This is a genomic window from Tellurirhabdus rosea (genome assembly GCF_026278345.1).
Classification (GTDB): Bacteria; Bacteroidota; Bacteroidia; order Cytophagales; family Spirosomataceae; genus Tellurirhabdus; species Tellurirhabdus rosea.
In genome coordinates, this window is the sequence record NZ_CP111085.1 from 1017879 (window position 1) to 1043579 (window position 25701).

24 protein-coding genes are annotated in these 25701 nt (G+C 57.8%); 13 read left to right on the top strand and 11 right to left on the bottom strand.

What is annotated here, in order from left to right:
* Positions 1 to 47 precede the first annotated feature (47 nt).
* Together ORG26_RS04180 and ORG26_RS04185 are read right to left on the bottom strand one after the other, a co-directional pair.
* Positions 48 to 3824, bottom strand: coding sequence for a sensor histidine kinase (locus ORG26_RS04180; RefSeq protein ID WP_266367272.1), 3777 nt, complete (start codon positions 3822 to 3824; stop codon positions 48 to 50).
* Between the two features lie 174 nt (positions 3825 to 3998).
* A complete protein-coding gene (locus ORG26_RS04185) occupies positions 3999 to 4325 on the bottom strand; it encodes an iron-sulfur cluster assembly accessory protein (RefSeq protein ID WP_266367273.1) in 327 nt (108 codons plus the stop codon).
* A 61-nt stretch (positions 4326 to 4386) separates the two neighbouring features.
* Here ORG26_RS04185 and ORG26_RS04190 point away from each other — a divergent pair, with 61 nt between their 5' ends.
* Entirely contained in the window at positions 4387 to 4911 is a 525-nt protein-coding gene (locus ORG26_RS04190; RefSeq protein WP_266367274.1) for a DUF7935 family protein, read from the top strand.
* Positions 4912 to 4930: 19 nt separating this feature from the next.
* Here ORG26_RS04190 and ORG26_RS04195 read toward each other — a convergent pair whose 3' ends face one another.
* Positions 4931 to 5773, bottom strand: coding sequence for a hydroxymethylglutaryl-CoA lyase (locus ORG26_RS04195; RefSeq protein ID WP_266367275.1), 843 nt, complete (start codon positions 5771 to 5773; stop codon positions 4931 to 4933).
* A gap of 198 nt (positions 5774 to 5971) precedes the next feature.
* On the opposite strand from ORG26_RS04195, the gene ORG26_RS04200 reads away from it, so the two are divergent.
* Positions 5972 to 8383, top strand: coding sequence for an endonuclease MutS2 (locus ORG26_RS04200; protein WP_266367276.1), 2412 nt, complete (start codon positions 5972 to 5974; stop codon positions 8381 to 8383).
* 71 nt (positions 8384 to 8454) lie between these two features.
* Here ORG26_RS04200 and ORG26_RS04205 read toward each other — a convergent pair whose 3' ends face one another.
* Together ORG26_RS04205 and ORG26_RS04210 are read right to left on the bottom strand one after the other, a co-directional pair.
* On the bottom strand, positions 8455 to 10272 hold the full coding sequence (locus ORG26_RS04205) for a M64 family metallopeptidase (protein WP_266367277.1): 1818 nt from the start codon (positions 10270 to 10272) through the stop codon (positions 8455 to 8457).
* Positions 10269 to 10757 (bottom strand): hypothetical protein, encoded by a 489-nt coding sequence (locus ORG26_RS04210; RefSeq protein WP_266367278.1) that lies wholly within the window; start codon positions 10755 to 10757, stop codon positions 10269 to 10271. Before ORG26_RS04210 ends, ORG26_RS04205 begins: the two co-directional genes overlap by 4 nt.
* Before the next feature lie 79 nt (positions 10758 to 10836).
* Between ORG26_RS04210 and ORG26_RS04215 the strand changes: the two genes are divergently transcribed.
* The 3 genes from ORG26_RS04215 to ORG26_RS04225 all read left to right on the top strand — a co-directional run bounded on the left by ORG26_RS04215 (position 10837) and on the right by ORG26_RS04225 (position 14537).
* Positions 10837 to 11739: an LEA/WHy family protein gene (locus ORG26_RS04215; protein WP_266367279.1), complete on the top strand. Its 903-nt coding sequence runs from the start codon at positions 10837 to 10839 to the stop codon at positions 11737 to 11739.
* Between the two features lie 8 nt (positions 11740 to 11747).
* Positions 11748 to 11912 carry a hypothetical protein gene (locus ORG26_RS04220; protein ID WP_266367280.1) on the top strand — a complete coding sequence of 55 codons (165 nt, stop codon included), beginning with the start codon at positions 11748 to 11750 and terminating at the stop codon, positions 11910 to 11912.
* A gap of 93 nt (positions 11913 to 12005) precedes the next feature.
* Positions 12006 to 14537 (top strand): YfhO family protein, encoded by a 2532-nt coding sequence (locus ORG26_RS04225; RefSeq protein WP_266367281.1) that lies wholly within the window; start codon positions 12006 to 12008, stop codon positions 14535 to 14537.
* Between the two features lie 63 nt (positions 14538 to 14600).
* On the opposite strand, the gene ORG26_RS04230 is transcribed toward ORG26_RS04225, so the two are convergent.
* On the bottom strand, positions 14601 to 16754 hold the full coding sequence (locus tag ORG26_RS04230) for a patatin-like phospholipase family protein (RefSeq protein WP_266367282.1): 2154 nt from the start codon (positions 16752 to 16754) through the stop codon (positions 14601 to 14603).
* A gap of 168 nt (positions 16755 to 16922) precedes the next feature.
* Between ORG26_RS04230 and ORG26_RS04235 the strand changes: the two genes are divergently transcribed.
* Positions 16923 to 17633, top strand: coding sequence for a molybdopterin-dependent oxidoreductase (locus tag ORG26_RS04235; protein WP_266367283.1), 711 nt, complete (start codon positions 16923 to 16925; stop codon positions 17631 to 17633).
* 98 nt (positions 17634 to 17731) lie between these two features.
* Here ORG26_RS04235 and ORG26_RS04240 read toward each other — a convergent pair whose 3' ends face one another.
* From ORG26_RS04240 to ORG26_RS04260, 5 genes are all read right to left on the bottom strand, one after another.
* Positions 17732 to 18295: a D-sedoheptulose-7-phosphate isomerase gene (locus ORG26_RS04240; protein WP_266367284.1), complete on the bottom strand. Its 564-nt coding sequence runs from the start codon at positions 18293 to 18295 to the stop codon at positions 17732 to 17734.
* Positions 18296 to 18368: 73 nt separating this feature from the next.
* Positions 18369 to 19259 carry an ROK family protein gene (locus tag ORG26_RS04245; protein WP_266367285.1) on the bottom strand — a complete coding sequence of 297 codons (891 nt, stop codon included), beginning with the start codon at positions 19257 to 19259 and terminating at the stop codon, positions 18369 to 18371.
* Positions 19256 to 19930 carry an HAD family hydrolase gene (locus ORG26_RS04250; protein ID WP_266367286.1) on the bottom strand — a complete coding sequence of 225 codons (675 nt, stop codon included), beginning with the start codon at positions 19928 to 19930 and terminating at the stop codon, positions 19256 to 19258. Before ORG26_RS04250 ends, ORG26_RS04245 begins: the two co-directional genes overlap by 4 nt.
* Before the next feature lie 68 nt (positions 19931 to 19998).
* Complete coding sequence (locus tag ORG26_RS04255; protein WP_266367287.1) at positions 19999 to 20757, bottom strand: OBAP family protein; 759 nt, start codon at positions 20755 to 20757, stop codon at positions 19999 to 20001.
* A gap of 106 nt (positions 20758 to 20863) precedes the next feature.
* A complete protein-coding gene (locus ORG26_RS04260; protein WP_266367288.1) occupies positions 20864 to 21811 on the bottom strand; it encodes a sugar phosphate isomerase/epimerase family protein in 948 nt (315 codons plus the stop codon).
* Between the two features lie 88 nt (positions 21812 to 21899).
* Between ORG26_RS04260 and ORG26_RS04265 the strand changes: the two genes are divergently transcribed.
* From ORG26_RS04265 to ORG26_RS04295, 7 genes are all read left to right on the top strand, one after another.
* Positions 21900 to 22280 (top strand): DUF3471 domain-containing protein, encoded by a 381-nt coding sequence (locus ORG26_RS04265; protein ID WP_266367289.1) that lies wholly within the window; start codon positions 21900 to 21902, stop codon positions 22278 to 22280.
* A gap of 68 nt (positions 22281 to 22348) precedes the next feature.
* The gene (locus ORG26_RS04270; RefSeq protein ID WP_266367290.1) at positions 22349 to 22834 is read left to right on the top strand and encodes a PAS domain-containing protein; all 486 of its coding nucleotides are present in this window, start codon (positions 22349 to 22351) and stop codon (positions 22832 to 22834) included.
* Positions 22835 to 22909: 75 nt separating this feature from the next.
* Positions 22910 to 23275: a hypothetical protein gene (locus tag ORG26_RS04275; RefSeq protein WP_266367291.1), complete on the top strand. Its 366-nt coding sequence runs from the start codon at positions 22910 to 22912 to the stop codon at positions 23273 to 23275.
* A 129-nt stretch (positions 23276 to 23404) separates the two neighbouring features.
* On the top strand, positions 23405 to 24307 hold the full coding sequence (locus ORG26_RS04280) for a YitT family protein (RefSeq protein ID WP_266369311.1): 903 nt from the start codon (positions 23405 to 23407) through the stop codon (positions 24305 to 24307).
* A gap of 77 nt (positions 24308 to 24384) precedes the next feature.
* Positions 24385 to 24687 carry a rhodanese-like domain-containing protein gene (locus tag ORG26_RS04285; RefSeq protein ID WP_266367292.1) on the top strand — a complete coding sequence of 101 codons (303 nt, stop codon included), beginning with the start codon at positions 24385 to 24387 and terminating at the stop codon, positions 24685 to 24687.
* A gap of 153 nt (positions 24688 to 24840) precedes the next feature.
* Positions 24841 to 25299, top strand: coding sequence for an OsmC family protein (locus ORG26_RS04290; protein WP_266367293.1), 459 nt, complete (start codon positions 24841 to 24843; stop codon positions 25297 to 25299).
* A gap of 84 nt (positions 25300 to 25383) precedes the next feature.
* The gene (locus tag ORG26_RS04295) at positions 25384 to 25581 is read left to right on the top strand and encodes a hypothetical protein (RefSeq protein WP_266367294.1); all 198 of its coding nucleotides are present in this window, start codon (positions 25384 to 25386) and stop codon (positions 25579 to 25581) included.
* Positions 25582 to 25701: the final 120 nt, after the last annotated feature.

Here is a 25701-nt window from a genome sequence, read left to right on the forward strand (position 1 = left end):
CCTGCTGGCTTTAGCCGGGCACAAACGGCCGAAGCCAGCAGGTTTCTTTATACCGTTATCGTCTTCGATTTCCCGTTGAGCAGGCCCACCGAATCGGTAGCGTCGGCGACGGGAATTGACACGAAGAACGTAGTGCCCTCACCTTCTTCGGTTTCGAACCAGATACTACCCCCGGCGTGCTCGACGCCCCGTTTGGCAATGGCCAGTCCCAGGCCGGAGCCTCCCTGCTTAGTACTGAAATTGGGCAGAAAGACCTTCGCCCGAATCATCTCCGGGATGCCGGAGCCGTTATCACTCACTTCGATATTGACGTTCCCTTCGCTCACTACCAGCCGCAGACGGATCATCGGCTTCCGGTCGGTCGGTACCGACTGAATGCCGTTGATGATCAGGTTGGTCAGAATCCGGCCGATGAGCTGGCGGTCGCCCACCACCATGACCGGATACGGGGCCACTTCGCGGAGGAGGGAGATTTTCCCGTCGTCGGCGTACAGATCGGCGGCCTTGTTGATGACCGTCGTGATCTCGAACAGTTCGTTTTTCGGCAGCGGCATTTTGGCAAAGTCCGAAAACGACGTGGCGATGTCGCTCAGGTTGTCGATCTGGTCGAGAAGGGAGTTCAGCGCCCGCTGGATGACCCGCCGGGACGGTGTATTGTCGGGCGGAAGCGTCCGTTGCAGATGCTGAAGGGTCAGTTTCATCGGCGTCAGCGGGTTCTTGATTTCGTGCGCCACCTGTTTGGCCATTTCCCGCCAGGCCGACTGTTTTTCGCTCTGCGACAGCGCGCGTTTGTTTTCCTCCAGTTTAATCAGCATCCGGTTGTATTCCCCGATCAGCAGGCCGATTTCGTCATCCGACTGCCATTGAATCGGCTCGTTGAGCTTGTCCAGGTTCGTGCGGCGCAGTTTGTGCGTCAGCATCCGCAGCGGCTTGGTCAGGATGGTGGAAGCCCAGTACGACACGAACACGAAGATCAGCAGCAGCACGGTGAAGACGCTCAGCACGGTGGCGATGATCTCGATCAGCTGCCGGTCCAGTTCCAGAATCGAATCGTAATGCGGTACGCCGATGACGGCCAGCAACTGCCCGTCGAAGGTCTTCACGGCGGCATAGGCCGTCCTGAACTGTTTGGTTCCCAGCGATTCGTTCAGCAGAATCTGGTTTTCTTTGTCTTCAATCAGGTGGGCATACGCGTCCGGATTGATGAATTTGGACAAATGACCGCTTTCAAAAACCAGCGGCTGGGTAGACGTCCAGAGCTTGCCGGCCGGCGTATACAGGTTGATGTCCACTCCGTAGCTCCGGGCCATTTTTCGCAGTTCGTCCTCCATGTACGCCTTGCTGGTGTGGCCGTTCAGGAAGGCCTGCAGGTACGGCAGGAAGTTGGAACCGATGTTTTTTGAAGAGTCCACGTAGTTCCGCTCCTGATTGCTGTCGAAGTTGGAACTGATGACACTCAGGGTAATGACCACGATCAGCAGCAGCGGCAGGAAGAAAGCAATATTGAGCAGAATCTGGGTTTTCGTCGCGTAATTCAGCCGGCTGTGCGAGAACCGGTAGCGCACGGCATAAGCCAGAATGACCGCCAGCACGTATACGATCAGGACCAGATACAGGAACGAAAAGTTTGAAACCAGATAGGTAAGCGGGTATTCTTTGGAAGAAACCACCACCATCCGCCCGTCGCGGCCTCGCTGGGCGACATGCTTGTAGGCATTGTACAGAACGCCTTCGCGGTACAGCGTCGAGTCGGCCAGCAGTTCGACGGGGAGGCGGCGCTGGTAGTTGTAATCGCCCGAGCTGTGCAGCACCCGCTGCTGCCGGTTGTAAAGCGCAAAGCTGTACGCCCGCGTTTCAGGTGCCTGGTTGAACTGCCGTCCGACGAGCATATCCGGATAAAGTCCCCGCATCCGCTCCGGCCGCAGTTTCATGTTCAGAATGATATGGCCTTTGCCCGGAATGTCTACAAACGTGACGTACTGGGTAGCAAAGTTATTCTCCGCGTCGTTGATGAAATACAGGTCCTCGTAGCGGGTCTGGTACCGTTTATGCCGGAAAAGACCGGCGAAATAGCTGTATTCGGAAGCAAAAAGCTGATTGTCCAGCGTCAGCCCGTTGGCGTCGAACGACAGCACTTCCACATCGTAGCGGTCGAAGTACTTATCGATATGAACCGACTTGATGCGCTGCTGAATCCGCTCCCGGGCCAGCAGCGTGTCGGACGAAAGCGACCCGCGCAAAACGCTGTCGGCGGCGATGGACCGGTGAATTTTGTTCAGCAGAAACTCCCCGAGGTCGTCGTTTTCGGCCAGCAACTGCTTTCCAAACAGCTTTTTGTTGACAATGTCCTTCTGGTTTTCCTGATTGAAGACAACGTAGGTAGACAGGGCCGCGCAGGTCAGGGCGCCCAGCGACAGGTAAATCGTCGTTTTGTACCGGAACGAATACAGCGTCCGCGGGAAACGGCTGCTGTACAGAATCAGGAAGTACAGGCCGTGCAGAGCAAACACGTAGTCGACGTGCGGGTCGTAGGTCCACATCCCCGCTCCCGCCAGCGCCGTGCCCAGCAGAAACCACAGCAGCCCCCAGCCAAAGGTCACGTTCAGGCGAATGAACAGGCTCGCCAGCACGTGCAGCACCAGAAAATAGGTCGTGGAAATAAGAACGAAAATCAGCAGGCAGGCAATCTTCAGCGTCGGGAACGTAATGCTCAGCGTGATGTCGAGCGTAAACTGCGACTTTTCGTAGATGCTGTTCAGTTCGAGCAGGCAGGCGTAAAACACGCCGTAACCGCCCGCCGCGATGGCAATCGAAAGCGGCACTTTGACCCAGCGGGGCTGCCGGAGCATCCAGTAGTAAAAACCGGCGCGGTGAAACGTGTTGGCAATGTAAAAAGCGACAATCGCCACGCACAGAATATTCAAAAGCAGGTCGCCCAGCGACGGAGCCAGCACCGACGAACCGTAATGCCGCGGATTGAATACGTCGATTTCAAAGAAAAGAAACGGGACCCGGAAGTACAGCATGACGCCCCGCAGCAGCACCAGATAGCTCAGCAGCAGCAGCAGACCCAGGCCCGGCTTCTGCCGACGGGCGGAAGAAAGGATGTACTGAAAAACGTAGAGTCCCAGAAAAAACAGGGCCAGCGTTCCCGAAAAGACCGAGTTGACCGGCAGGCTCTGGCTCCGCGCGTCCACCACCGGCGGGTCTACCGAAAACAGAAAAGCCGGAGTGGCATCAAAAATATTATGGTAGGTTTCCGCCGCCTGCCGGGAGTCGATGCGCCGGGGGTCCATCGAAAACAGGCTGGTGTTGTAGCCCGAGCGGAGGTAGTTGTTCTCATTCTGGAAGCTCCGGTAGAGGTCCACCATCGAGAAAATTTCGTACTGGCCGGACGTCGTTTTCACCTGCCGGACGCTAACCAGAAAAGTGCCCTGCGGAAGCGTCACCAGTCGGGTGGCACTCAGGCCGCGCAGGCAGTCGTAATCGGGAATAAACCGGTGGTCGGACCAGTAAAACAGCTGTTGGTTGCGGAAAATGTAGTACGGGTAGGCCGTCTCCGTTTTCAGCCGGGCAAAGGCGGGATTCGCTTCGTTCAGGTGGTGGCCCACCGCATCCAGATCGGCCGCCGAGCGGGCCAGCTCCTGCCGGACACGTTCCTGCACAGTCCTTAAATACTGCTCATCGGTGGCGCTGATAGCTCCCCGTTCCAGTACCAAGTACGAAAACAGCGAGGAACACAGGGCCAGAATCGACAACAGTAAAAAAATATGCCTGTTCAGAAAGCGCACGAGCGGATTATGTTTGGTGGGTTCACTTCGCATATTTTTCTAAAATCGTGCCAAGAACTGGAAAAAAGTAGAAAATAGACCGGCCGACTCCGGCCCCGGCCGCATTATCAGACATACCGAAAAGAGACGAACGGGATGAAAAAGCGATTAAAGGACCGTTTGGGCAACCGTTCCAGACAATATCAGACAGCAGAAAAAATTAGTCAGTTACTGCGGGTTCTTTTCCAGCTCGGATGCCTTCGTGATGGTAAAGCCCCGCCAGTCTTCCGAAGCTTCATAGCCGACCTGCGCTCCCAGGACGTACAGAAGGTGTTTGACATCAATAATAACGCGCACACCGTCAATAACATAGACCTGATCGGCCGGCCCCGGTTCGTCGAAGCCGAGTTGCCACGACGAGCCGCACCCGCCGCCCCGTACGCCCACCCGAAGCCCGTACGTTTCCGGAATTTTATTCGCTTTCAGCGTTTCGGTAATCTGTTTATGCGCCTCGGACGTTATCAATATCGGACGCTCCAGTCCCTCAGAAACCATATACCATTTTCATTTGCACGGCTAATTTACAAAATTTGCCCCTGTTTAATTCCTTCTGTCCATGAGTGTGATTGCCGAATTGCTCAAACTGCTGATTCCCGCCGGGCTTGTCCTCTACGGCATGTACCTGACGGTCCGGGTGATGATTGACCGCGAGTTCAGACAGAAACAGGAAGAGGTACGCTCCCGCAACAGCGAAGCCATAACGCCCATCCGACTGCAGGCGTACGAGCGTATGACGCTTTTTCTGGAACGGATCAGCCCCAACAACCTGCTGCTCCGGCTGGCCAACGGGGCACCCACCGCCCTCGACCTGCAGCAACTGCTGCTGCGCGACATCCGGGAAGAGTTCAACCACAACCTTTCGCAGCAAATCTACATGAGCCAGCCGACCTGGGACCTGATCACCTCGGCCATGAACGAAGTGATGGCGCTGATCAACCAGGCGGCCGCCGAAGTGCCCCCCGAAGCCCCGGCGATTGATCTGTCCAAACGGATTTTCGACAAGGTCATCCAGCAGAACGCCCAGCCCGTTGGCCCGGCCCTGCGCGCCGTGAAGGAAGAAGTTCAGCAGACCTTCATGTAACCACCGCCGGAAAGCCGTCTTACAGGATTTCGGAAGCCAGCCGTTCGCCTTCGGCCAGGGCGGCTTTGTTGAGGTTCATGTCCGCGCCTTCCTGCTCCAGCACGGCAATCATTTCCTCGGTCGCCAGGTTTCCAGTCAGATCGTCTTTGGCCATCGGGCAGCCGCCGAAGCCTTTCAGCGCACCGTCCATGCGGCGGACGCCCGCCCGCCAGGCCGCCCGGACTTTCTCGGCCGTTTCGCCGGGACGGGCGTGCAGGTGCGCCCCGAACTCAACCTCCGGATAGCGGCTAATCAGGTGCCGGAACAGCGATTCGATGCCCTCCGGCGTCGACGACCCCACCGTGTCGGAAGGCGCGATGATGCGGACGCCCAAATCGATCAGCCGTTCGGAGAACTGTCCGACAATCTCCGGGCTGTACGGGTCGCCGTACGGATTGCCGAAGCCCATCGACAGGTACACCACCAGTTCCCTGCCCGCTTCCCGACAAAGTCTGTTTATGGTTTCCACCTCCGCAAACGCCTGCCCGATGGTCTTATTCGTGTTACGCAACTGGAAAGTTTCGGAAACGGAGAGCGGAAAGCCCAGGTAGCGGATGGCTTCGTGGCGCACGGCATCCTCGGCTCCGCGCCCGTTGGCTACAATGGCCAGCAGTTGGGTGCGGGTGTCCGTTAAATCCAGTCCGGCCAGCACGTCGGCCGTGTCGCGCATCTGCGGGATGGCCTTCGGCGAAACAAACGAGCCGAAGTCCAGCGTGTCGAAGCCCACTTTCAGCAGGGTATTGAGATAACGGATTTTCTCCCCGGTCGGAATAAAGTGCGGCAGGCCCTGCATGGCGTCGCGCGGGCATTCAATGAGTTTCATGGGAAAAACGGAGTGTGGTTGGGCGCCCTGTACGGCAATATCACCTCAATAAATTAAGAATCAAAAATAGGACAAAGCCGTACCTTTGCGGCCTGATTTGGCCTTTCGTTTCTTTTAACGCATAAAGAACCGGCTTTTGTCCAAAAACGTTATTCATTACGGCAGCAACGTCAACCCTGCCTTTGCTATACTGACTAAATGCTTTATCCTGAGTCATTCGAACAGAAACTAGGTTTCGATAAAATACGCGAACTGTTGCGGCAGGCCTGCCTGAGCCCGCTGGGACAGACGTACGTGGAAAAAATCCGGTTTTCGGAGAATTTCCAGCTCATTGAAAAAATGCTGCGGCAGACGGCGGAGTTCAAAACCATCGTGCAGTACGAAACGGACTTCCCGTCGACCAACTACCTCGACATCCGCCCGCAACTCGAAAAAGCCCGCATCGAGGGTTTTATGCTGACGGAAGAGGAGTTTTTTGACCTCAAACTCACCCTGCGGACCATCCAGCAGTGCCTGCGCTTTCTGGACGACGACCGGCGGCAGTCGTACCCGTATCTGGCCGAGCAGGCGGGCATTATTTCGGTCGATAAAAAACTGACCGATGCCATCGAGCGCGTCATCGACGACCGGGGCAAGGTCCGCGACTCCGCCTCCCCCACGCTGGCCGACCTGCGCCGCCGCATTATTTCGGAACAGGCCGGACTGCGCAAAAAACTCGACGGACTGCTCCGAAACGCCAAACAGCAGGGCTGGGTGGCCGACGACGTGTCGCTGACCATCCGGAACGGGCGCATGGTGATTCCGGTGGCGGCCGAGCACAAACGGCGGCTCAAAGGCTTCATCCACGACGAATCGGCAACGGGACAGACGGTCTTCATCGAACCCGCCGAAGTGTTCGATACCAACAACGAAATCCGCGAACTGGAGTACGAGGAACGCCGCGAAGTCCACCGCATCCTGCGCGAACTGACGGATACGCTGCGGCCCTCTTTGCCGGACCTGCACCGCGCAACGACGTTTCTGGGCCTGATCGACTTTTTCCGGGCCAAAGCGAAACTGGCGCTGCAACTGAACGCCGAACTGCCCGCGCTGGTCAACCAGCCGATGGTCGACTGGCAGGGCGCACGCCATCCGCTGTTGCACCTTTCGTTCGAAAAACAGGGCAAAAAGGTGGTGCCGCTGACCATTCGCCTGGACTCCAAACAGCGGATTCTGCTCATTTCGGGGCCGAATGCGGGCGGGAAGTCCGTCTCGCTGAAAACCATCGGGCTGCTGCAGTACATGGTGCAGTGCGGCCTGCTGATTCCGGTCTACGAAGGCTCGACGGCGGGCATTTTCCAGAACCTGTTCATCGACATCGGCGACGAGCAATCGCTGGAGAACGACCTCAGCACCTACAGTTCGCACCTGATGAGCATGAAGTCGTTCCTGACGCTGTCGAACAAACGGACGCTGTTTCTGATCGACGAGTTCGGGACGGGGACGGAGCCGAGTCTGGGCGGTGCCATTGCGGAAGCCATTCTGGAGCAGCTGAATGCATCAGGCGCATACGGCGTCATCAACACGCACTACACCAACCTGAAGATGTTTGCGGACAAAACGCCGGGGCTGGTCAACGGAGCCATGCGCTTCGACGGCGAACACCTCGAACCCCTGTACGAGCTGGAAATCGGTCGGCCGGGGAGTTCGTTTGCCTTCGAAATTTCCACCAAAATAGGTCTGCCGAAAGCCGTTATCGAACGGGCGAAAGAGAAACTCGGCACCCAGCAGGTGAATTTCGAGAAACTGCTGAAAGAGCTGGACATCGAAAAACGGGTCTTTTCGGAGAAAAACATGGAAGTCAGCATCAACCAGCGCAAACTGGCGCAGCAGCTGGCCGAAACGACCGCCCTCCAAACCCGCCTCGACAACGAGCAGAAGCGCATCCTGAACGACGCCAAGCAGAAAGCGAAGGCGCTGGTGGCCGAAGCGAACCAGCGGATCGAGAACACCATCCGCGAAATCAAGGAGAAAGGCGCGGAACGCGAGCAGACGAAGCAGGTCCGGCAGCAGCTGGAGAAGTTTGAGAAACAGGCGCTGAGAACCGAGGTGCTGGTCGATGAACCCAAACCGCAGGCCGAAGAGGAATATACGCTCGAATCGGGGGCCATTACGATCGGCAGCTACGTCCGCATCAAGGGCCAGACGGCGGTGGGCGAAGTGCTCGCGCTGAAAGGCAAGGACGTTGAAATCCGGATTGGCGACCTCAAATCGAACATCAAGCTAGCCCGACTCGAAAAAGTAAGCCGGAAAGCGTACCGCGATGCCACGGGCGAGTCCGCGAAGCCGAAAATGACGGGCATTGACCTGAACGAGAAAATGATGACGTTCAGCTTCAACCTCGACATTCGCGGCAAACGCGGCGAGGAGGCGATGGTAGAACTGGACAATTTCATGAACAACGCCATCATGCTGGGCTATCCCGAACTGCGCATTGTGCACGGCAAAGGCGACGGGATTCTCCGCAATCTCATCCGCCAGCAGCTGCGCACGTTCCCGCAGGTGGCGGGCATGCACGACGAACATGCCGACCGGGGCGGCGCGGGCGTGACGATTGTGAAAATGAAGTAAGGCTGCGGCCAAACGCCTTCCGGCTGCGAATGCCCCTTTTTCCCAATGCGGACAAAAAGGGGCGTTCGCGGTTATTCCACCATTACCTTGCCGGTGGTCTGTCGCCCCTGTTGGGTGATCCGGTAGAAGTAAACGCCCTTTGCCAGATCGGCCAGCGGCATCGTAAGGTTGCTTTCAAAGGTCCGGGCTATTCTCAGTCTTCCGCTCAGGTCAAAGAGCTGAAACCGGACTTCGCCGGAAAGCGACGTTTCAACCGTTAACAGGTCGCGGGCCGGGTTGGGATACACTCGGATAACGCCCACGGGCAGCCGCTCTTCCAGCTGAAGCAGGGGCGACACTACGACCGTCGTGCGGGCCGTGTCCTGACATCCGTCCGCGTTTATCCCTTCCACCACGTATTGACCCGCCTGCCGCATCCGGATGTTCGAAAGCCGGGGACTTTCCGCCGCCGACACAAAGCCATCGGGGCCCGTCCAGGCGTAGGAAATCCCTCCCGTGGCGGTCAGCGTTACCGTTTCGCCTTCCAGGGCCGGGCCGCTGTTGGTCGCCCGGATGTCCGGTCGTGGGCTCACGTTCATCGTAATTTGGCCCGGAATCACGACGAACGCCCCGCCGACGGAGCAGGTGGCCGTGTAGGTGGTCGGTGCGGTCGGCTGCACGGCGATGGTCGGGCCGCTCTGCCCCGTTGACCAGACAACGGTTCCCTGCAGGCAACCTTCGGCGGTGAGCACCGTCTGACTCCCGAGGCAAACCGGATTGCGGGCGGCCGCTACCCGTACCCGAAGCGTGTCCAGCGGTCGGTCCAGATTCCAGTCCCGGTTGTAAGTCAGGTACGGGCGGCCTCCCTCCATCCGGATCAGGTCCGTTGTGTCCGCCACGGTAGCCGTCAGCCGCCCGGTGCGATTGGGTATCTGAGCGGGCGAAAGCGTCACCTCGTCCGTGTTGCGGCCCACCAGCGCGCCGTCGAGGCGCCACTCCACGCGCAGCGTGTTGGGGAACGGCCTGAGCAGGTTCAGCCGGAAGGTTTCGGGCTTTCGGACGACGACCGGGCCGCTGGTGGCAGGGTTGTAGCCTTCCACCGGATTGACCCGCTGCAGGATGCGGCGCACGGTAGCCTCCCGGCAAACCGCGCACAGCTGCTGGTCCAGCCGCTCCATCAGGCACTGCTGGCTGGTGGGTTTATACCAGCCCGTTCCGTGGCCGAAAACGCCGATATTGAACGTCTGGAGCCAGGCCTTCCAGACGACGGTCGCCGGATTGCTGTTGCGGGTCATGTTGGGCGCTTCGGCGGCAAATTGCTCACCGGCCCAATACTCATCTTTCAGAAAGCCAAACGAGTGCCCCATTTCGTGCAGGGCAATCAGGTACGCCGTGGAGTGGAGCGTGAACACGGTATGCGGTCCGCCCGAACCGCCGTACCAGGGCGAGTTGACGATAACCACCACCTGACTGTAGGCCGGAAAGTTTTCGGCCAGAACATTCGTAAGCGCCGAATATTTTTGAACGACCACCAGCCGGTGAATATTCAGGGCACCAAACGACGCGCCGAAATAGGTGTCCTTCGTTTCGACGGGCTGGTCCGGATAGGCGTCGGGGGCGGTGCCGGGATTGGTCGCTCCGCTTTCCTTCGAGGGCACCTGAATCGCAAAAAAATTAAAGTACTGCTGGTAATTCCGGTAAGGAGCCGACTCCAGAAAGGCGTTCATGAAGCGGCGGGCCGCCTCCGAAAAGGCGTTCATTTCCTGGGCCGTAAACCCGTCGCCGACGATGACAATGTTGACTCGGTTCGGTAACGGCCCTGTTTTTTGCAGCGTATCAACCGGAAACCGCTGCGCCTGCGTGGCTTCCACCAGCCACAGAAAAAGCAGACTGGTAACGTAGTACTTCATGGTTTTATACGAATGGAGTGGATGCGATGCGGTCCCCGGTCGGGTGTCTGGCTGAACAATTCCACCCGAGTTAGCGAACGGTCGTACTGAATACGCAGCGAAAGGTGTCCCTCCCGGGCCGAAACCGGACGCCGGTCCAGACTACCGTCCGGGTCAAAAAGTTCTACCGTACGCAGCAGGGGGTGCTCATAGGTTTCGGTCACGGGCGGCCGGCCGTCGCTGTACTGGTAGGTACACAGCAGCCGGTAACCGCCGTGAAAGGCCGCCTGCCCGCATTCCCGGCACAGTCCTTCCGCCGCTACCGCGTTGATTATCTGCACCATTTCGGGTCCGGCGGCGCCTTCCCGCGTAATCAACAGGTCCAGAAACAGCAACTGCTGCGGGCGGTCCGGCGCAAAATTTCGCACCTGCTCCATACGGATGGTCCGCCCGGCGGTGCAGCCCGCCAGAAGCATCATCAAAACCAGCCCGCCGAATCCTTTCATCTTTTTTTGTCATTACGCGGCCCGCGGCGTCGAACAGCCGGGCAGTCCGGACAGTTTACAAGTACCTAAGCTATTCATTATGAGAAAAGGAAGTTGGATTGTTGTGGGCTTGTTATTAATCGGTTTAGGCGGAGCTTATTTCTGGTATCAGAAGCAGAAGAACCGGGCCGACGACGAACCGTACGGAACGGCCCTGAAACCGCGCCTCGAAATGAGTTCGTTCGAGTTTACGAACATCACCAGCGAACGGGCGGACATGACCATGAAAATGCTCATCGATAACCCGCTGCCGGTCGCTTTCAAGGCGAAGGGAGTCGATTACAAAGTCTATATCGGCGACGCGCTAGTGGCCGAGGACGCCTACCGGAAGACGATTCAGGTGGAGTCCGACGACAGCACACTGGTCCAGATGCCGGTCAAGGTGTATCTCAAAAAAATGACGGAAGTGCTGAAAACGCTGGAAAACAAGGGCGTCGACAGCGTCGATTACCGCATTCAGTCCACCTTCGACATGGACGTGCCGATCATGGGCGAGCGGACCTTCAGCGTCAACACGAGCAAAAAACTGCCCGTCTACTACATTCCGAAGGTCAAAATTGAAGAAATAGACCTCGGGAAGCTGGGCCTGAAGCGGACCGATCTGGCCGTGAAAGTGGACATTACCAACAAAAATCAGTTTCCCTTCAAATTCCGGGACACCAAATACACCGTCAGCATAGACGGTGAGGTCATTGCGGAAGGCACCCAGTCCGACGACATCCGGATTGCCAAGGACGCCGTAACCCCCGTCGTTTTTCCGGTAACGATGCGGCCCAACAAGCTGGATAACGTGGTCTGGAAAGCCCTTTTTGAAAAGAAAAACACGCCCTACGAGGTAATTCTGGACTGCAAACTCATCAGCGAAGACAACAGCTTCAAAAACAGTCCCTTCAAAACCCGGATTTCGGGGACGCTGGAAGACCTCAAAGGCGCAAAAAAATAAGACCGCTTATGTTTTCCCATTCCGACTGGGCCCTTCTGGCCGCCCAATTGCTTAGCCTGGCCCTTACCGTCCTGCTCGTTTACGGACTTTTCCTCCTGATCCGGGTGCTGCGCAAAGCAGACCGCGTACTGGACGAAGTGTCGGATTACGTCCGGAACCGCAAGGGCCTCTGAGCACTTAAATTCGGGCACATTGGTAAAAAAAGTGTTTCTTTACTCGTTATTTCCAAAACCAGCCTCCTCGGCCTGACCGAATAACGAGCTTTTATGAATTTTAAACGTTTTTTGCCGCACCTGTTCGCCGTCATCGGGTTTGCGGTTCTGGCTATCCTTTACGCTTCGCCCGTCCTGAACGGCAAACGGCTCAACCAGCACGACATCATTCAATCCGTGTCGGCCGCCCGCGAGGTAGTCGAGTTTCATAAACAGACCGGCGAACGGTCGTGGTGGACCAACTCCATGTTCGGCGGGATGCCGACGTACATGATTGCCGGGGATTATCCCACCAGCCTGACCACCAAACTCGGCCAATATATCAATCTTCTCCTCCCCGACCCGGCCAACTACCTCTGGCTCATCATGCTCGGCGGATACATCCTGATGGTTTCGCTGGGCATGGGCGTCTGGCTCTCGGCGCTGGGGGCCGTGGCCTACGGCTTTGCGTCGTACCACCTGCTGAGCCTGGAAGCCGGACACGTCTCCAAAGTACTGGCCATCGCCTACGCCCCCGGCGTGCTGGCGGGCATCATTCTGGCTCTGCGGGGTCGTTATCTGGCCGGAGCAGCCCTGACGGCCCTCTTCCTCGGACTTGAACTCTACGCCAACCACATCCAGATCACGTATTATCTGGCGGTAGGCATTCTCATTTTTATTGCCCTCGAAAGCGTCAAAGCCATCCGGGAAGGCCGCATCCGGCACCTGCTGCTGGCGGGCAGTTCGCTGGCCGTCGCCGCGCTGATCGCCGTCGGTACGCACACGACCCGTCTGTGGAGCGCCGCCGATTATTCAACGGTGACCACCCGCGGGAAGTCGGAGCTGACGATTGCCCCGCCCAACGCCCCCGGCGACGCGGCCGGAAAGGTATCCAGCCCCAAAAGCGGATTGGACAAGGATTACGCTTTTCAATACAGCTACGGAAAAGGCGAGACCTTCACGCTGCTGGTGCCCAACTTCGCGGGCGGCGCCTCCGTGGGCTCGCTGACAACCGACTCCGAAACCTACAAAAAGCTGACGTCCATCGGCGTGGATGCCGGAATGGCGCAGCAGTTTATCCAGCAGATTCCGCTTTACCACGGCGTTATCTACGCGACCGGCGGGCCTGCTTATGCCGGGGCGATCGTCGTGTTCCTGTTTGTGCTCGGTCTGCTGACGGTTCGCGGCCCGCTCAAATGGTGGGCGCTGGCGACCTTTGTGCTGTACGTGGTCTGGTCCTGGGGTAAAAACTTCGAAGCGGTCAACTATTTCTTCTTCGACTACTTCCCCGGTTTCAACAAATTCCGGGCGGTGACGATGGTGCTTTCGCTGGCGCAGATTCCGATGGTGGTGCTGGGCATGGTCGGGCTGAAACAGCTGCTGGAGAAAAAACAGCCGCTGGCCGAGATCAACCGCAGTCTGCTCATCAGTCTGGGCGTCACGGGGGGGCTTTCGTTGCTGATGGCGCTGGTGCCGACGGTCTTTGCTTCCTTCCGCGGAGTGAACGACGAGCAGTTTGTGGCCAGTCTGGAACAGGGCTTCCAGAACCGCGAGCTGGCCAATCAGGTGATGGCGGCGCTGATCGACGACCGGATTGGCCTGTTCCGCTCCGATGCTTTCCGTTCGGCCGTGCTCATTCTGCTGCCGGGCGGGCTGCTGTGGCTGTATCTGCGCGACAAGCTGAAAACGGGCGTCCTCTACCCCGCCCTGCTCCTGCTGGTGATTTTCGACCTGTTTGGCGTGGACAAGCGGTATTTGAACAACGATGATTTTATCAGCAAAAGCGCCATTCAGCAGACCCTGGCCCCCTCTCCGGCCGACGAGCAGATTCTGGCCGACAAAGACCCGAATTTCCGCGTTCTGGACCTGACCACCAGTTTCATGAGTGACGCCCGGGCTTCCTATTTCCACAAATCGCTGGGCGGTTATCACGCGGCCAAAATGCGGCGGTATCAGGAACTGATTGAATATCAGGTAGCGGGGCGCAACAACCAGAAAGTCGTGGACATGCTGAACACCCGGTACATCCTCGGCCAGGGACAGGGAGCGCAGGGGCAGCCCGGTGCGCCCACCGCCCAGCTTAACCCCGGCGCGTACGGAAACGCCTGGTTTGTGAACGAGTACCGGCTGGTGCCCGATGCCAATGCCGAGATGAAAGCGATGGATGCGCTCGACCCGCGCCGCACGGCCGTGGTCGATCAACGGTTCGCCGACCAGTTGCAGGGCCTGACCATCCAGCCGGATTCCGCCGCCAACACCATCCGCCTGACGAAATACAAGCCCAACGAACTGACCTACGAGAGCAACGCCCGTACCGAGCAGTTAGCGGTTTTCTCCGAAATCTACTATAACGTCCGCGATGACTGGAAAGTGACCATCGATGGTAAGGAAGTACCGCACCTGCGGGCCGATTACGTGCTGCGGGCTCTGCGCGTCCCCGCCGGAAAACACACCATCGTCTTCCGCTTCGACCCGGTTTCGATTTCGGCCGGGAAGACCATCGACCTGGTAGCTTCCATTCTGCTGGTGGCGTTTATCGGGCTGGCGTTTTTTGCCGAAAACCGTCGCCGCAAAAGCGCAGACGTGAAGGAACGCCAATTGTCCTGATTGTCGGATAACAAACAAAAAAGCCCCGGAACGCTCCGGGGCTTTTTTGTTGAGTCACTTTAATCAAAGCGCCTTCCTTACCGTCTCGTACGCTTTCTGATTAAGTCCGGACTGCCGGAGGTCGGCCGCCTGCCGGGTCATGGTTTCCTGCGCCGCCCGGGACAGATACCAGCCCAGCGGAATGATCTGGCGGTCTTTTCTCACCAACCGAAAAACCTGTAGTTCCGCGTTGCTGGTATCGGCGGCCAGGTAGGCGTTAAAATCCCCGATGGTGGCCGGTCCCCGATTGCTCCACGCGTTCAGGAAGGCCGAGGCAGGCGCAAAATCGGTTTTGGCCCGGCTGTCCTTTTCCGGTTCGTAGTCGCCGTTCTGAATGAACAGCACCACAGGTTTGATGATCTTATTCCCGAGTTTCGCCTTCAGCGCCGATTTGCGGCTTTGCACCAGTTGGAGTAGCTGGTAAGCGGTATGCAATCCGGTGTTTTCATAATAGCCGCCGTCCACCAGGCGATACGAGCCTTTCGGGTATAACGGAACGGTTCCCGCGGGCGTCACCACGGGAAACCGCGAGCAAAGGCCCATGACCGTTTTGAGGGGAATGTCTTTCCGGGTGTCCGCAAAAACGTCGCGGGCGTCATAAAAAAAGCGCGGACTCAGCTTTACCGGCGCAAATACCGCTTTCTTGCCCGTTTCCACCACCGTTGAATTCAGCAGTAACAGGGGCCTGGCGGGACTCCGACCGTCCTCGTTCCGGTACAGGGCAACAAAACCCGAATCCAGCGTCGCCGCGCCGGTCACGTTGTAGTAAGCGTCCGAGAAGCTGTCCTCCAGCCGCCGGGCCCGGTCCAGCGCGGGGATGAACGGAAAGAAAAGGCCGGACAAGGCGTCCGGGTAGCAGAACGCCCCGACCAGACCGGACAGAAAATCACTTCCGGCAATTTTGGCAAGCTTCCCCGGCACCTCCTTCCGGTCAGGCACATCTTCAAGCGCGGAGATAAAGAACGAACCTCCGACGTTGCCGCCAGACACGCCGGAAATAGCCAGCAGGTGTTCCCGAAAGCGGGGAATGCTGTCCAGCTTTGCCAGTACGGCGGCCGTCCAGTAGGCCGACCGGCTGCCGCCTCCTTCCGCCGCAACGATGAAAACGGGAAGGATCTGCTCATTGCCCTTGCTGGTATCCAGCAGCCAGTTATCGACATACCGGATGTCCTGCACCCGTTCCGGCAGCGGCGGTTTGGCAAGGCGAATCGTCCGGCGGTACACGTTGAAACCGAAAACGTAAATAAGCCCCGCCAGACACACAATGGCTCCCAGAAAGGAGATCTGGCGGGCCCGCAACTGGTGACGAATCCACATCAACAGCAGGGTATATCCTCCCAGAGCGAAAACGAACAGGCTGCCAAATCCCGGCAGAGCAGCCCAGTTGAGCCGCAGGTCTTTTACAAAAAAATTGTAATCCAGCAGTCCGAAAACGAGCAGAAGTCCCAGGTTAAGCCAGATCAGCAGATGCACCCATTTTTTGAAAAGCGGGTACACGCCCGGGTCCTGCGGCCCGAATTGGTTAATGTCCTTCACAAACTCCCCGGAAGCCGATTTATCGCTACGGATCAGCCGTCGGTAGATGGCTTGCAGCAGCAGGGCGTCAAGGCCGATAAAAAGCAGGAAAATGGCGGGCCAGAACCAGTCGGACCAGTGCCTGTTTTCGGCCTGCACAACCACCGCCGTCATCGAAACCAGCATGATGAAATAAGGAAATGCGCCCATCAGACGCGGCATTTTGACCATCAGCCACAATTGCAGTCCGTGAACCCGGTCCGCCAGCGCCGGGTATTCTTTCCGGACGGGCACAGGCTGTACATTGGCCACAAAAAGGCACCAGCGGGAGGTAAACGCCAGCGACAGCGACCAGACCAGCAGGGCAAAAACGAATGCAGAATCCCGAAAGATGATCCGCCACCATTGAGAAAAAACGGTATTTTCGCGGGTAATCAGGGCTTTCCAGTCAAGGCGCATGGCAATCAGCAGGTCCGTAAACTGATCGGAGGCGTTGAAGAGGACCGTCGCCAGCAGAATCAGCAGCAGGCCCACTCCCAGGACAGAAGTGATGCTCAGCACCGCCTGCAGCCATTTGAACGAAGGGTACAATCGGGGAAATACGGACCTCGCCCACAGCAGGGTAAGTCTGTCTTTCAGCGCGTTTAGGTTCAAAGAGTTCATACGGCAGGATAGAAAGTGAATTACTAAACTATGTTTTGGGGTAACTTGTCTTTACTTCGTTCCTCAGTAATTCGCTCGTTTATGACGACTTCCGCTTCATGCTGCGCGATCGTCAACATATCGCTTCCATCGGCGGTTGTATAACGGTTACACAACCTGATTATCCTCATGGAACCCAATCAGTCTCCCGAACAAACGGCCAAACTCGACCGCATCATCGAGGCGCGGATGAAACTCAAGCGCCGTTTTGAAGAACAGATGGCCAGCACGCCGTCCATGACCGACGATAAGCCGCTTGGCTCCGGCCCGCCAAACCGCCACGGCATGCCCCAAATTCCCAAAAGTCAGACGGTCACTAAAAAATGGCCCGTCCTCGACCTGGGCTATCATCCCAACATCCCGACAGACAAGTGGCAGCTGAATCTGGACGGGGAAGTGGAGAATCCGACCCGGCTCAAGTGGCCGGACTTCATGGCCCTGCCGCAGACGGAGGACGTCAGCGATTTCCACTGCGTGACGACGTGGTCGCAGCTGGATATGCCCTGGGTGGGCGTTCGGTTTATGGATCTGGCGGCGCTGGTGATGCCCAAAGAAACGGCTACGCACGTCATGTGCTACGGCTACGACGGTTACTGCACCAACCTCTCACTGGCCGAAGCCCTCAAGCCCGACGTGCTGCTCGTCCATACCTTCAACGGCGCCCCGCTGCCGCTCGAACATGGCGGACCCGTCCGCATGATTACGCCCCAGCTCTACGCCTGGAAAGGCTCCAAATGGATCAAACGCATCGAATTCCTGGCCGGCGACCGCAAAGGTTTCTGGGAAGAACGCGGCTACTCCAACACGGCATACCCGTGGCGGAATGACCGGTACAGTTGAGAAAGAATGATTGAATGTTGAATGATTGAATGACTGAATAGCTCCGCCAAGTTATGATTTGCGAAGCTATTCAGTCATTCAGTCAATCAATCATTCAGTCATTCAATAAAGCAATAGCACAGCATATGGCAGATCGCCATGTGTGCGTCTTCGACGCGGCCGTAGTGGGTGTCTTCGATGACGATGGATTCCTGGGCGATTTCGGCGAGGCGACCGCGTTTGCCGCCGACGAGGGCAATGGTGATCAGGCCGTTTTCGTTGGCCCATTCAACGGCTTTAACGACGTTGGGCGAGTTGCCGCTAACGCTCATGGTGAGCACCACGTCGCCCGGACGGCCGTAGTTTTGCAGCTGGCCGAAAAACACGTCTTCGTAGGCATAATCGTTGCCCAGCGCCGTGATCCACGACACATTATCGCTCAGCGAAAAGCAGCGAAACCGGCGAAGGCCGTTCTGTCCGGCCTGTTTGTCGGAAGCACTTTTCCCGAGATCGGTAATGAAATGGGACGCGTTGGTGCCGCTCCCGCCGTTGCCAAAAGCGAAAAGCTGGCGGTCTTCGGACCAGCATTTTTTCAGGATGTCGGCCAGTTGGGCCACCCGGTCGGTCGGAATGGATTCGAGGGTGCGGTGATGCTGGTCGAGGTAGGTTCGGAAGTAGTTCATGCTGTTTTTTTGAAAGTGATGGCCCGCAGAAAAACGGGGTGATATTTCGCCGTTACGCGGCGGATTTGACTGTTTACAACGAAAGGGCCCCCATCGGCACCACATCTTCCCCCAGTTTGGCGAGCCGGATGGCCGAGGGCGGCTGGAACGCCTGCATGACGTAGTCCGGCAGGATTTTCTCGACGCCCGCCCGCAGGGGTTCGCCGATGAGCGAAAGCCCGCCGCCGAGAATGATCACCTCCGGATGAAAAAGGTGAACCACGTGCGACAGTCCAAAGGCAAGGTCATCGCAGAGCCGGTGCAGAATCCGGCGGGCCGTGCCGTCGCCCCGCGCCCAGGCTTCTCCCAGAAAGCGGGCCTCACCGCTGGTCTGCTCACCCACGAGCCGTTTCAGCAGGGATTCGCTGGGCAGTTCATCCAGCGCCCGGCGGATTTCGCGGTCCACGGCCCAGCCCGAACAGACGGACTCCAGAGTCTTGCCGTACCGATCCAGCCGGAGGTGCCCGATTTCGGCCTCGCCGGGCATGGCTCCCCGGTAAATCTGGCCGCCGACGACCATGCCTCCGCCGACGCCGCTGCCCAGCGTTACGTAAAAAACGTGCCTGAAACCGCGCCCGGCTCCGTGCAGGGCCTCGCCGAGAGCGGCCACGTTGGCATCGTTTTCCACCCGAATCTGCGGGCAGCGGGTCCGTTCGCGGAGCCAGTCGGCGAGGCCGAATCCGGTCCAGCCGTCAATCTGGTGCGAGGTGGTGATCCGGCCCGTCTGTCCGTCCACGGGTCCGCCGAAGCCGACGCCCACGGCGTCGATTTGCCCGTTCACCTGCGTCAAGGCACGTTCGATCTGTTCCAGAATGCCCGTTGCGCCCTGGGCCTTATCCACGGCAAACCGGAAACGCTGTTCGATCTGCCCGTTGCCCGACACCACCTGCAGTTTGGTGCCGCCAATTTCGATGCCTACGTTCATAGCCAGTTGTCCAATCGGTGTAAACCCCGTTCCAGACCGGCCTCAAAGTTCGGGATGATGTGATGCGCCCCGCAGCCGGCCAGTTCGCCGGGCGTGTGCGTGGTGGCGAGCGCAACCACTTTCATCCCGGCCCGCAGCCCCGCTTCGATGCCCGAGTAGGCATCTTCAAAAACCACGCAGCGGGATGGCGGCACTCCCAGCCGTTCGGCGGCCTGGAGGTAGATTTCGGGGTCCGGCTTCCCGCGGGAAATCATGGAAGCATCGACAACGGCGTCGAAATACGACCGGATGCGGAGGCCGTCGAGGGTAAAACCGATGTTGCTGAACGGGGCAGAAGTCCCCACGGCCAGCCCCGTTCCGGAAGTTTTGAGGGTCTGCAAAAACGGAATCAGGCCGGGCGTCGGCTGAAGGTCCGGGCCGTAAAGCTGCCGGTAGGTGGCTTCTTTTTCTTCGGTAAACGCCACGATCTCATCGCGGCTCAGGTCGCGCCCGAGGACAAACGGCAGCGCATCGGCCGCGACCCGTCCGTTGACGTGCCGGAAATAATCTTCCAGCGTCAGGGTGCGCCCGTGGTGGTGGGCAAAAGTGCGCCACGCCTGGACATGGTAATTCAGGTTATCGACCAGAACGCCGTCCATGTCAAACAGCGCGGCAAAAGAGAATCCGCTCATTCGGGCAAAAATAAAAGTTCTCCTCAGAAACTGGCCGGAGTCGGCAAAGACGGGCCGTTTCGGAATACTTATTTCTTAAAACTCTGCTGGTTTACGTGCTGGTGGCCTTTGCCGCTCAGCGCCGGCAGTTGGATAATCTCGCCCTTTTCCCAGGAATTCGCGCCGGGAATTACCGGCGGGTTGGGAATGTCGCGACGCTGTTCCCGTTTTTCGGGTGTCGAGACGCCGAAACGCCTGTCGCGGTCCTGCACCAGGCCGGGTTTGATCTGTCCGTCCTTCGTAAAGCCCATCATCAGGGCCGGACTACCCATCGGCAGCTTCAAATCCTGATCCGTATGCCAGGTATGCCAGGTTTTGCCGTAGGTCGTCACGATGGTTTCCATGAGCTTATGCTCGGCCGCGGCGGGCAGACCGGGGGCAATCAGCGTTCCGCTTTTCACTTCATGGTGGTGGCTGTGCCAGAGTTTTTTCTCGTCTTCGGGCAGCATCCGGTAGACCCGTTCGGACACGATGTACTCCACACCCATGATTTTGGCGTCTTTGCCGTTGCCGTCGAAAATGACGCACTGCGTCAGGTCCTCGTTCAGCTTGGTGCAGTAGTGGTGGGCTTCCATCTGGCCGTCGAGATGTCCGTTGTAAAAGTGGAAGCCGTTGAGGTAGATCTCCATCCGGCGCAGGGGTGTCTTGTCCTGCAGCGCCGCCGCCCCGGCCTCCAGCACCTTCGTTTTGGTCGATTTTTCGGCTCCCGGCGATTGCACATTAGACGACGTATTCTTCCCCCCGCAGGCCAGCGCCAGCCAGAGAAACAGCCCGTAGGTTGGCTTCATTCTGTTTATGGTTTAACGTTGAAGGTTTAACGTGGAAGGCATAGCCGCGCAGCGTCCAACGTTAAACCTTCAACCTTCAACTTTCAACGTTTTTCCCTTTCTTTCTTTAGCTAACGGGCAGCATTTTGCGGAGGGTTTCCAGGTCACGGCGCATGGCTTCGTATACTTTTTCCTTTGGAATGGTGAGGGTTTTGTTGCCGTGTTCTGCGCCGCCGAGCGGGTATTCGAGGTGCAGCGAAATGGGGGCGTGGAAGTTGGCCGCTTTCAGGAGGGCAAAAAACGATTTAAAATCGACCATGCCTTCGCCCAGCGGCACGTTGACGACCTGCCATTTACCGTCCCGTTTTTCCCAGACGAAATCCTTGATGGCCAGAAACCGGATGTGCGGCATGATCAGCTTCAGCCCATTCGACCAGCTCATGCCGCCTTCGACGGTCGCGTGCCGGATGTCGTACTGAACGCCCATATTCGGGCTTTTGATGGCCGTAAGCACCTGGGCCAGATCCCAGACCGCCGCGCCGAAGTTTGTTCCGGCATGATTCTGATACGCACCGGCCAGTCCGTACGCCTCGTTCAGTCGGGCCAGTTCGGTCAGTTGCTGCTGGTAGTTCCAGATCGTCGCCGCCACGGGTTGGTTGGGCGGGTAAGGCAGCCAGCCCGTCCGGTAGCAGCGCACGCCTGTCTGGGCCGCCGTTTCCAGAATGGGGCGGGTGGCCGAATGGTCGGCGGCGGTGATGGCCGTGGTCATCATCAGCAGCGGCAGATTCCGTTGCTGGAGAGCCTCGGCGGCGCGCGGCAGCATCTGTTTTGCCAGTGCGGGTTCCACGTGTCCGCCGGGCCGAACGGTCAGGTCCACGCCGTCAAAGCCGATATCCGAGGCGACGGCTGCCAGTTCGGTAAAATTGAGAAATTGCAGGTGTTTGGAAAAAACATGCACTCCGAACGGTTTCACGGCCCGGGGAGCGGCTTCGGCCGGTTGGGGCAGGGCCGCCGCAAGGCCGGTAGCCAGCAGACCTTTCAGCACGTCGCGGCGAGGCAGGGAAGTTTCAGACATAGCAGGAAGCGGTTGTATATCCACAGAAGATCAGGTACGGCACGAATTACTGAAAAAATAGTATGTTTACTTCACAACTTCCTATGCCATGAAAAAATTGCTTTCCACGCTGTTCACCTTTGCTCTTTTAACCGCTGTTCCGGCGGCCTTTGCCCAGCAGCCGGTTGCCCAGCAGCGATCCGAACCGGCCCCCGCTCCCGCCCTGACGGAGTATGCCGGAACCTACAAGTTTTCGGACAACGGGTACTTCACCAAACTGACCCTGACGGTTGAGAACGGCAAGCTCTACGGCCAGGTGGACGAAAACGAAAAATACGAATACGTTCGTCAGACAAACCCCGACGCGTTCAAATCGACCAGTTCCTACGGTTCGCTGTTCACGTTTACCCGCGACGCCGCTTCCAGACAGGTAACGGGATTCACGATGCAGATTCAGGGCAACGAGATTAGCGGCAAAAAAGAGAAGTAAGTTATCTTTGCCGTCTCAAACGCTCTGTCCAGCAGCCTTTTATTCGACCACCCGCTATCCTTTGTCTTATGTCACCCGAACAAAGTCCACCGGTTTCTTTCGCCTACGACCCGGCCAAAATCCGGGAAATGGAGCAAGAGCTTGTCAAACTGCGCCGCAACGATCTGCAATACCGAACCCTGCTGGTGAGTATGCCCGCCGGCGTCCTGCTTGAAGACGAAAACCGGGGCATTATCCAGGTCAACCAGCTTTTCTGCAACCTTTTCGGCATGCCTCAGCAGCCGGACGAACTGATCGGCATCGACTGTTCGCAGTCGGCCGAATACAGCAAACATCTGTTCCGCGAACCCGAAACGTTTGTCCGCCGCATTGAAGAAATCCTGCACCGGCGCGAACTGGTGACGGGCGAATCCCTCGACATGGCCGATGGCCGCATCCTCGAACGCGATTATATTCCGCTTTTTCTGGACGGCTACTACCTCGGGCACCTCTGGCGTTATACGGACGTGACGGAGCAGCGGCGGCTTCTGGAAAAACTCAAATCCGTGCAATAACCGGCCGCCGGGAACTTAATTGTCTATCATTCCCTATCTTTAAATAGAGCAACGTACAAAATAAGGTAGGGAGGCATGGCAAAACGGTGGTATACATACTTTCTCAGTTTCTGGCTGACCGGACTGCTGGCTGCATGGCTGGCAACCGGCCCGACGGCGTCGGTACCCGCGCGGGTGCAGACACCGTCGGCAGCCCGGCAACTGGTCCCGAAAGCGCCGTCCGCCGAAGCCGTTCTGCCCGCGCTGAGCCTCTCCCACGTTCACGCTCCGGCGTTTCACCCGCTTCCGCATTCCTTCGGTAAAGCCGTTTCGTCGGTGCTGTACGCCGACTGGCGGAAGGTTTATGCCCTCTTCCCGGTCGCCAATCCCCGGCCGGTTCCGGTGCGTCTGGCCTATTTCAGGCATCTTTTCCGGCACGGCATTTCCATCAACGCCCCGTAAGGCGGGCTTTTTCTTCTTTTTTCGGGCCGAAACAGGGCGACCACGCTCCTCTATTCCGGCTTCCAGTCCATTTTATCATCCGGCGCCCCCTGATTTCGGGCGCTCCCAATCGGCTTTTCCATGAATACCATGACTCCCCCCGCGGCCGTTGCCGCTCCACGGGTTGAAACCCGTTTCAGACGTTATTTCAAAGATTTTTTCCTGATTATCGCCGGTGTGCTGAGCGCCGGAATGGGCCTGAAAGGCTTTCTGCTGCCCAATAATTTTCTCGACGGCGGCGCGATGGGTATTTCGCTGCTGCTCGAACTGAAGACCGAAATCAATCTGGCGCTGCTGGTCGTGCTGGTCAATATTCCGTTCATCTGGATGGGCTACCGGCAGATGTCCGGGACGTTCGCCCTGAAAACGTTGCTGGCCATCAGTCTGCTGGCGCTGTGCCTGGTGCTGGTGCCCTACCCGGTCGTGACGACGGATAAGCTGCTAATCGCCGTTTTCGGCGGCTTTTTCCTCGGCGCCGGCATCGGTCTGGCCATGCGGGGTGGCAGCGTGCTGGACGGTACGGAAGTGCTGGCCATTTACATCAGCCGCCGCTCTCCCCTGACCGTCGGCGACGTCATTATGATCATCAACGTCCTTATTTTCGGCTCGGCGGCCATTCTGATCAACATCGAAACGGCCCTCTACGCGATGCTGACGTACCTGGCGGCTTCCAAAACCATCGACTTCCTGATTCACGGGATTGAAGAATACACCGCCGTGGTCATTGTCTCGGACGAGCACGAAGCGGTGCGGACGATGATTGCCGAAGATATGAATCGGGGCGTTACGATCCTGAAAGGAGAAAAAGGCTACGGCAAACGCGGCCGGGAACAGGGGCCGCTCGACATCGATGTTCTGTACACGATTGTGACGCGCCTGGAAGTCACGCGGCTGAAAGACAAGGTGGAACAGATTGACGAAAATGCGTTCATCATCCAGCACGGCATCGACGACGCCCGCGGCGGACTGGTGAAAGGCCGCCCGCTGCATTAACATTCCGGTTTGGGACAAAAGTCACAGACCGAAAGACCGTCTGAGCATAGTTTTGAGCTGTAAACCAAGTCAAAACTATGCTCAGCTTCATAAAAACCATCTTTGGCGGCTCCGAAGACGCCACGCTTCAGGAAGTGCTCGCCAAGGACTCCGTCATCATCGACGTTCGGACTCCGGCCGAATTCAGCGGCGGACACGCGCCCCGGGCCATCAACATTCCGCTGGACGAGCTACCCCGCAAAATCGCGTTCATTCGCGCGCAGCAGAAGCCCGTGGTGGTCTGCTGCGCGTCCGGCATGCGCAGCGCCCGCGCCAAATCCCTGCTGGCCCAAAACGGCATCACAGACGTTCACGACGCCGGAAGCTGGCGAAAGCTGTGAAAGCGGGAAGAGTTTAAGGTTTATAGTTTGGAGCTTTTGACAGACGGACAAAGGGTGACCAATTGGCTATCACGCATTTAACTATAAACTCTAAACCATAAACCCTAAACTCTTCTCCAACCCCTTCCACTTCAAACCAAAAACTGCTCCCCTATGGAAGCCCATACCTATGAGGTTGACCTTGCTTGGCAGCATGACCGGCTGGGAAAGCTCAGTTCTCCTGTTCTCCGGCAAACGCTGGAAGTAGCCACGCCTCCCGAATTTCCCAAAGGCATGCCCGGCATCTGGTCGCCCGAGCACCTGCTGGTAGCGGCCGTCAGCAGTTGCCTGATGACAACCTTTCTGGCAATTGCCGAAAATTCAAAGCTGGCCTTTGAGCAGTTCGATTGCCGGGCGGTCGGCACGCTCGAAACGGTCGAAGGCCGGTGGATGGTCAGCGAAGTCCGGTTGTTTCCCACGGTTGTTGTGGCCCATCCGAACGACCTCGAAAAGGCGGGTCGGGTGCTGGCCAAAGCGGAGAAAGCCTGTCTGATATCCAATTCGGTCCGCTCGCAGATAACGATGAATCCCGTCTTTCAGACAGCCGTGCTTTCCGACTCCAACCCATTATAAATCAATTAACTGGAACGGCTTTTTTCTGGATTTTGTTAATTATTCAGCTGGTATTCCGGCCAAGGAACTGTGTCTGATCAAGCCATGAAAAAGCAAAATATTGTCCTGGAACTTTCCCCCGCAGAAGTGGAGACCCTAAGCTTTCTGATCCGCATCGGCGCCGAGCATCTGACGACCAGCATGGCCCTGCGCGAACGGGCAAAGGTGAGCCTGAAAGATATCCAGGCCGCCGAGAAGGTCCGGAAGCTGCTGGTGAACCAGGTAGGGCGAAAGGCGGCGTGAGGGAATTATACAAAAGCGTAAAGCGGAATCGGCCTGGTGGCGGTTCCGCTTTTTGTTGCCAGCCATTTATTGAAGTTACTTGTCTTTGACTATACACACTTTATTCTGGCCGTGTAGTCT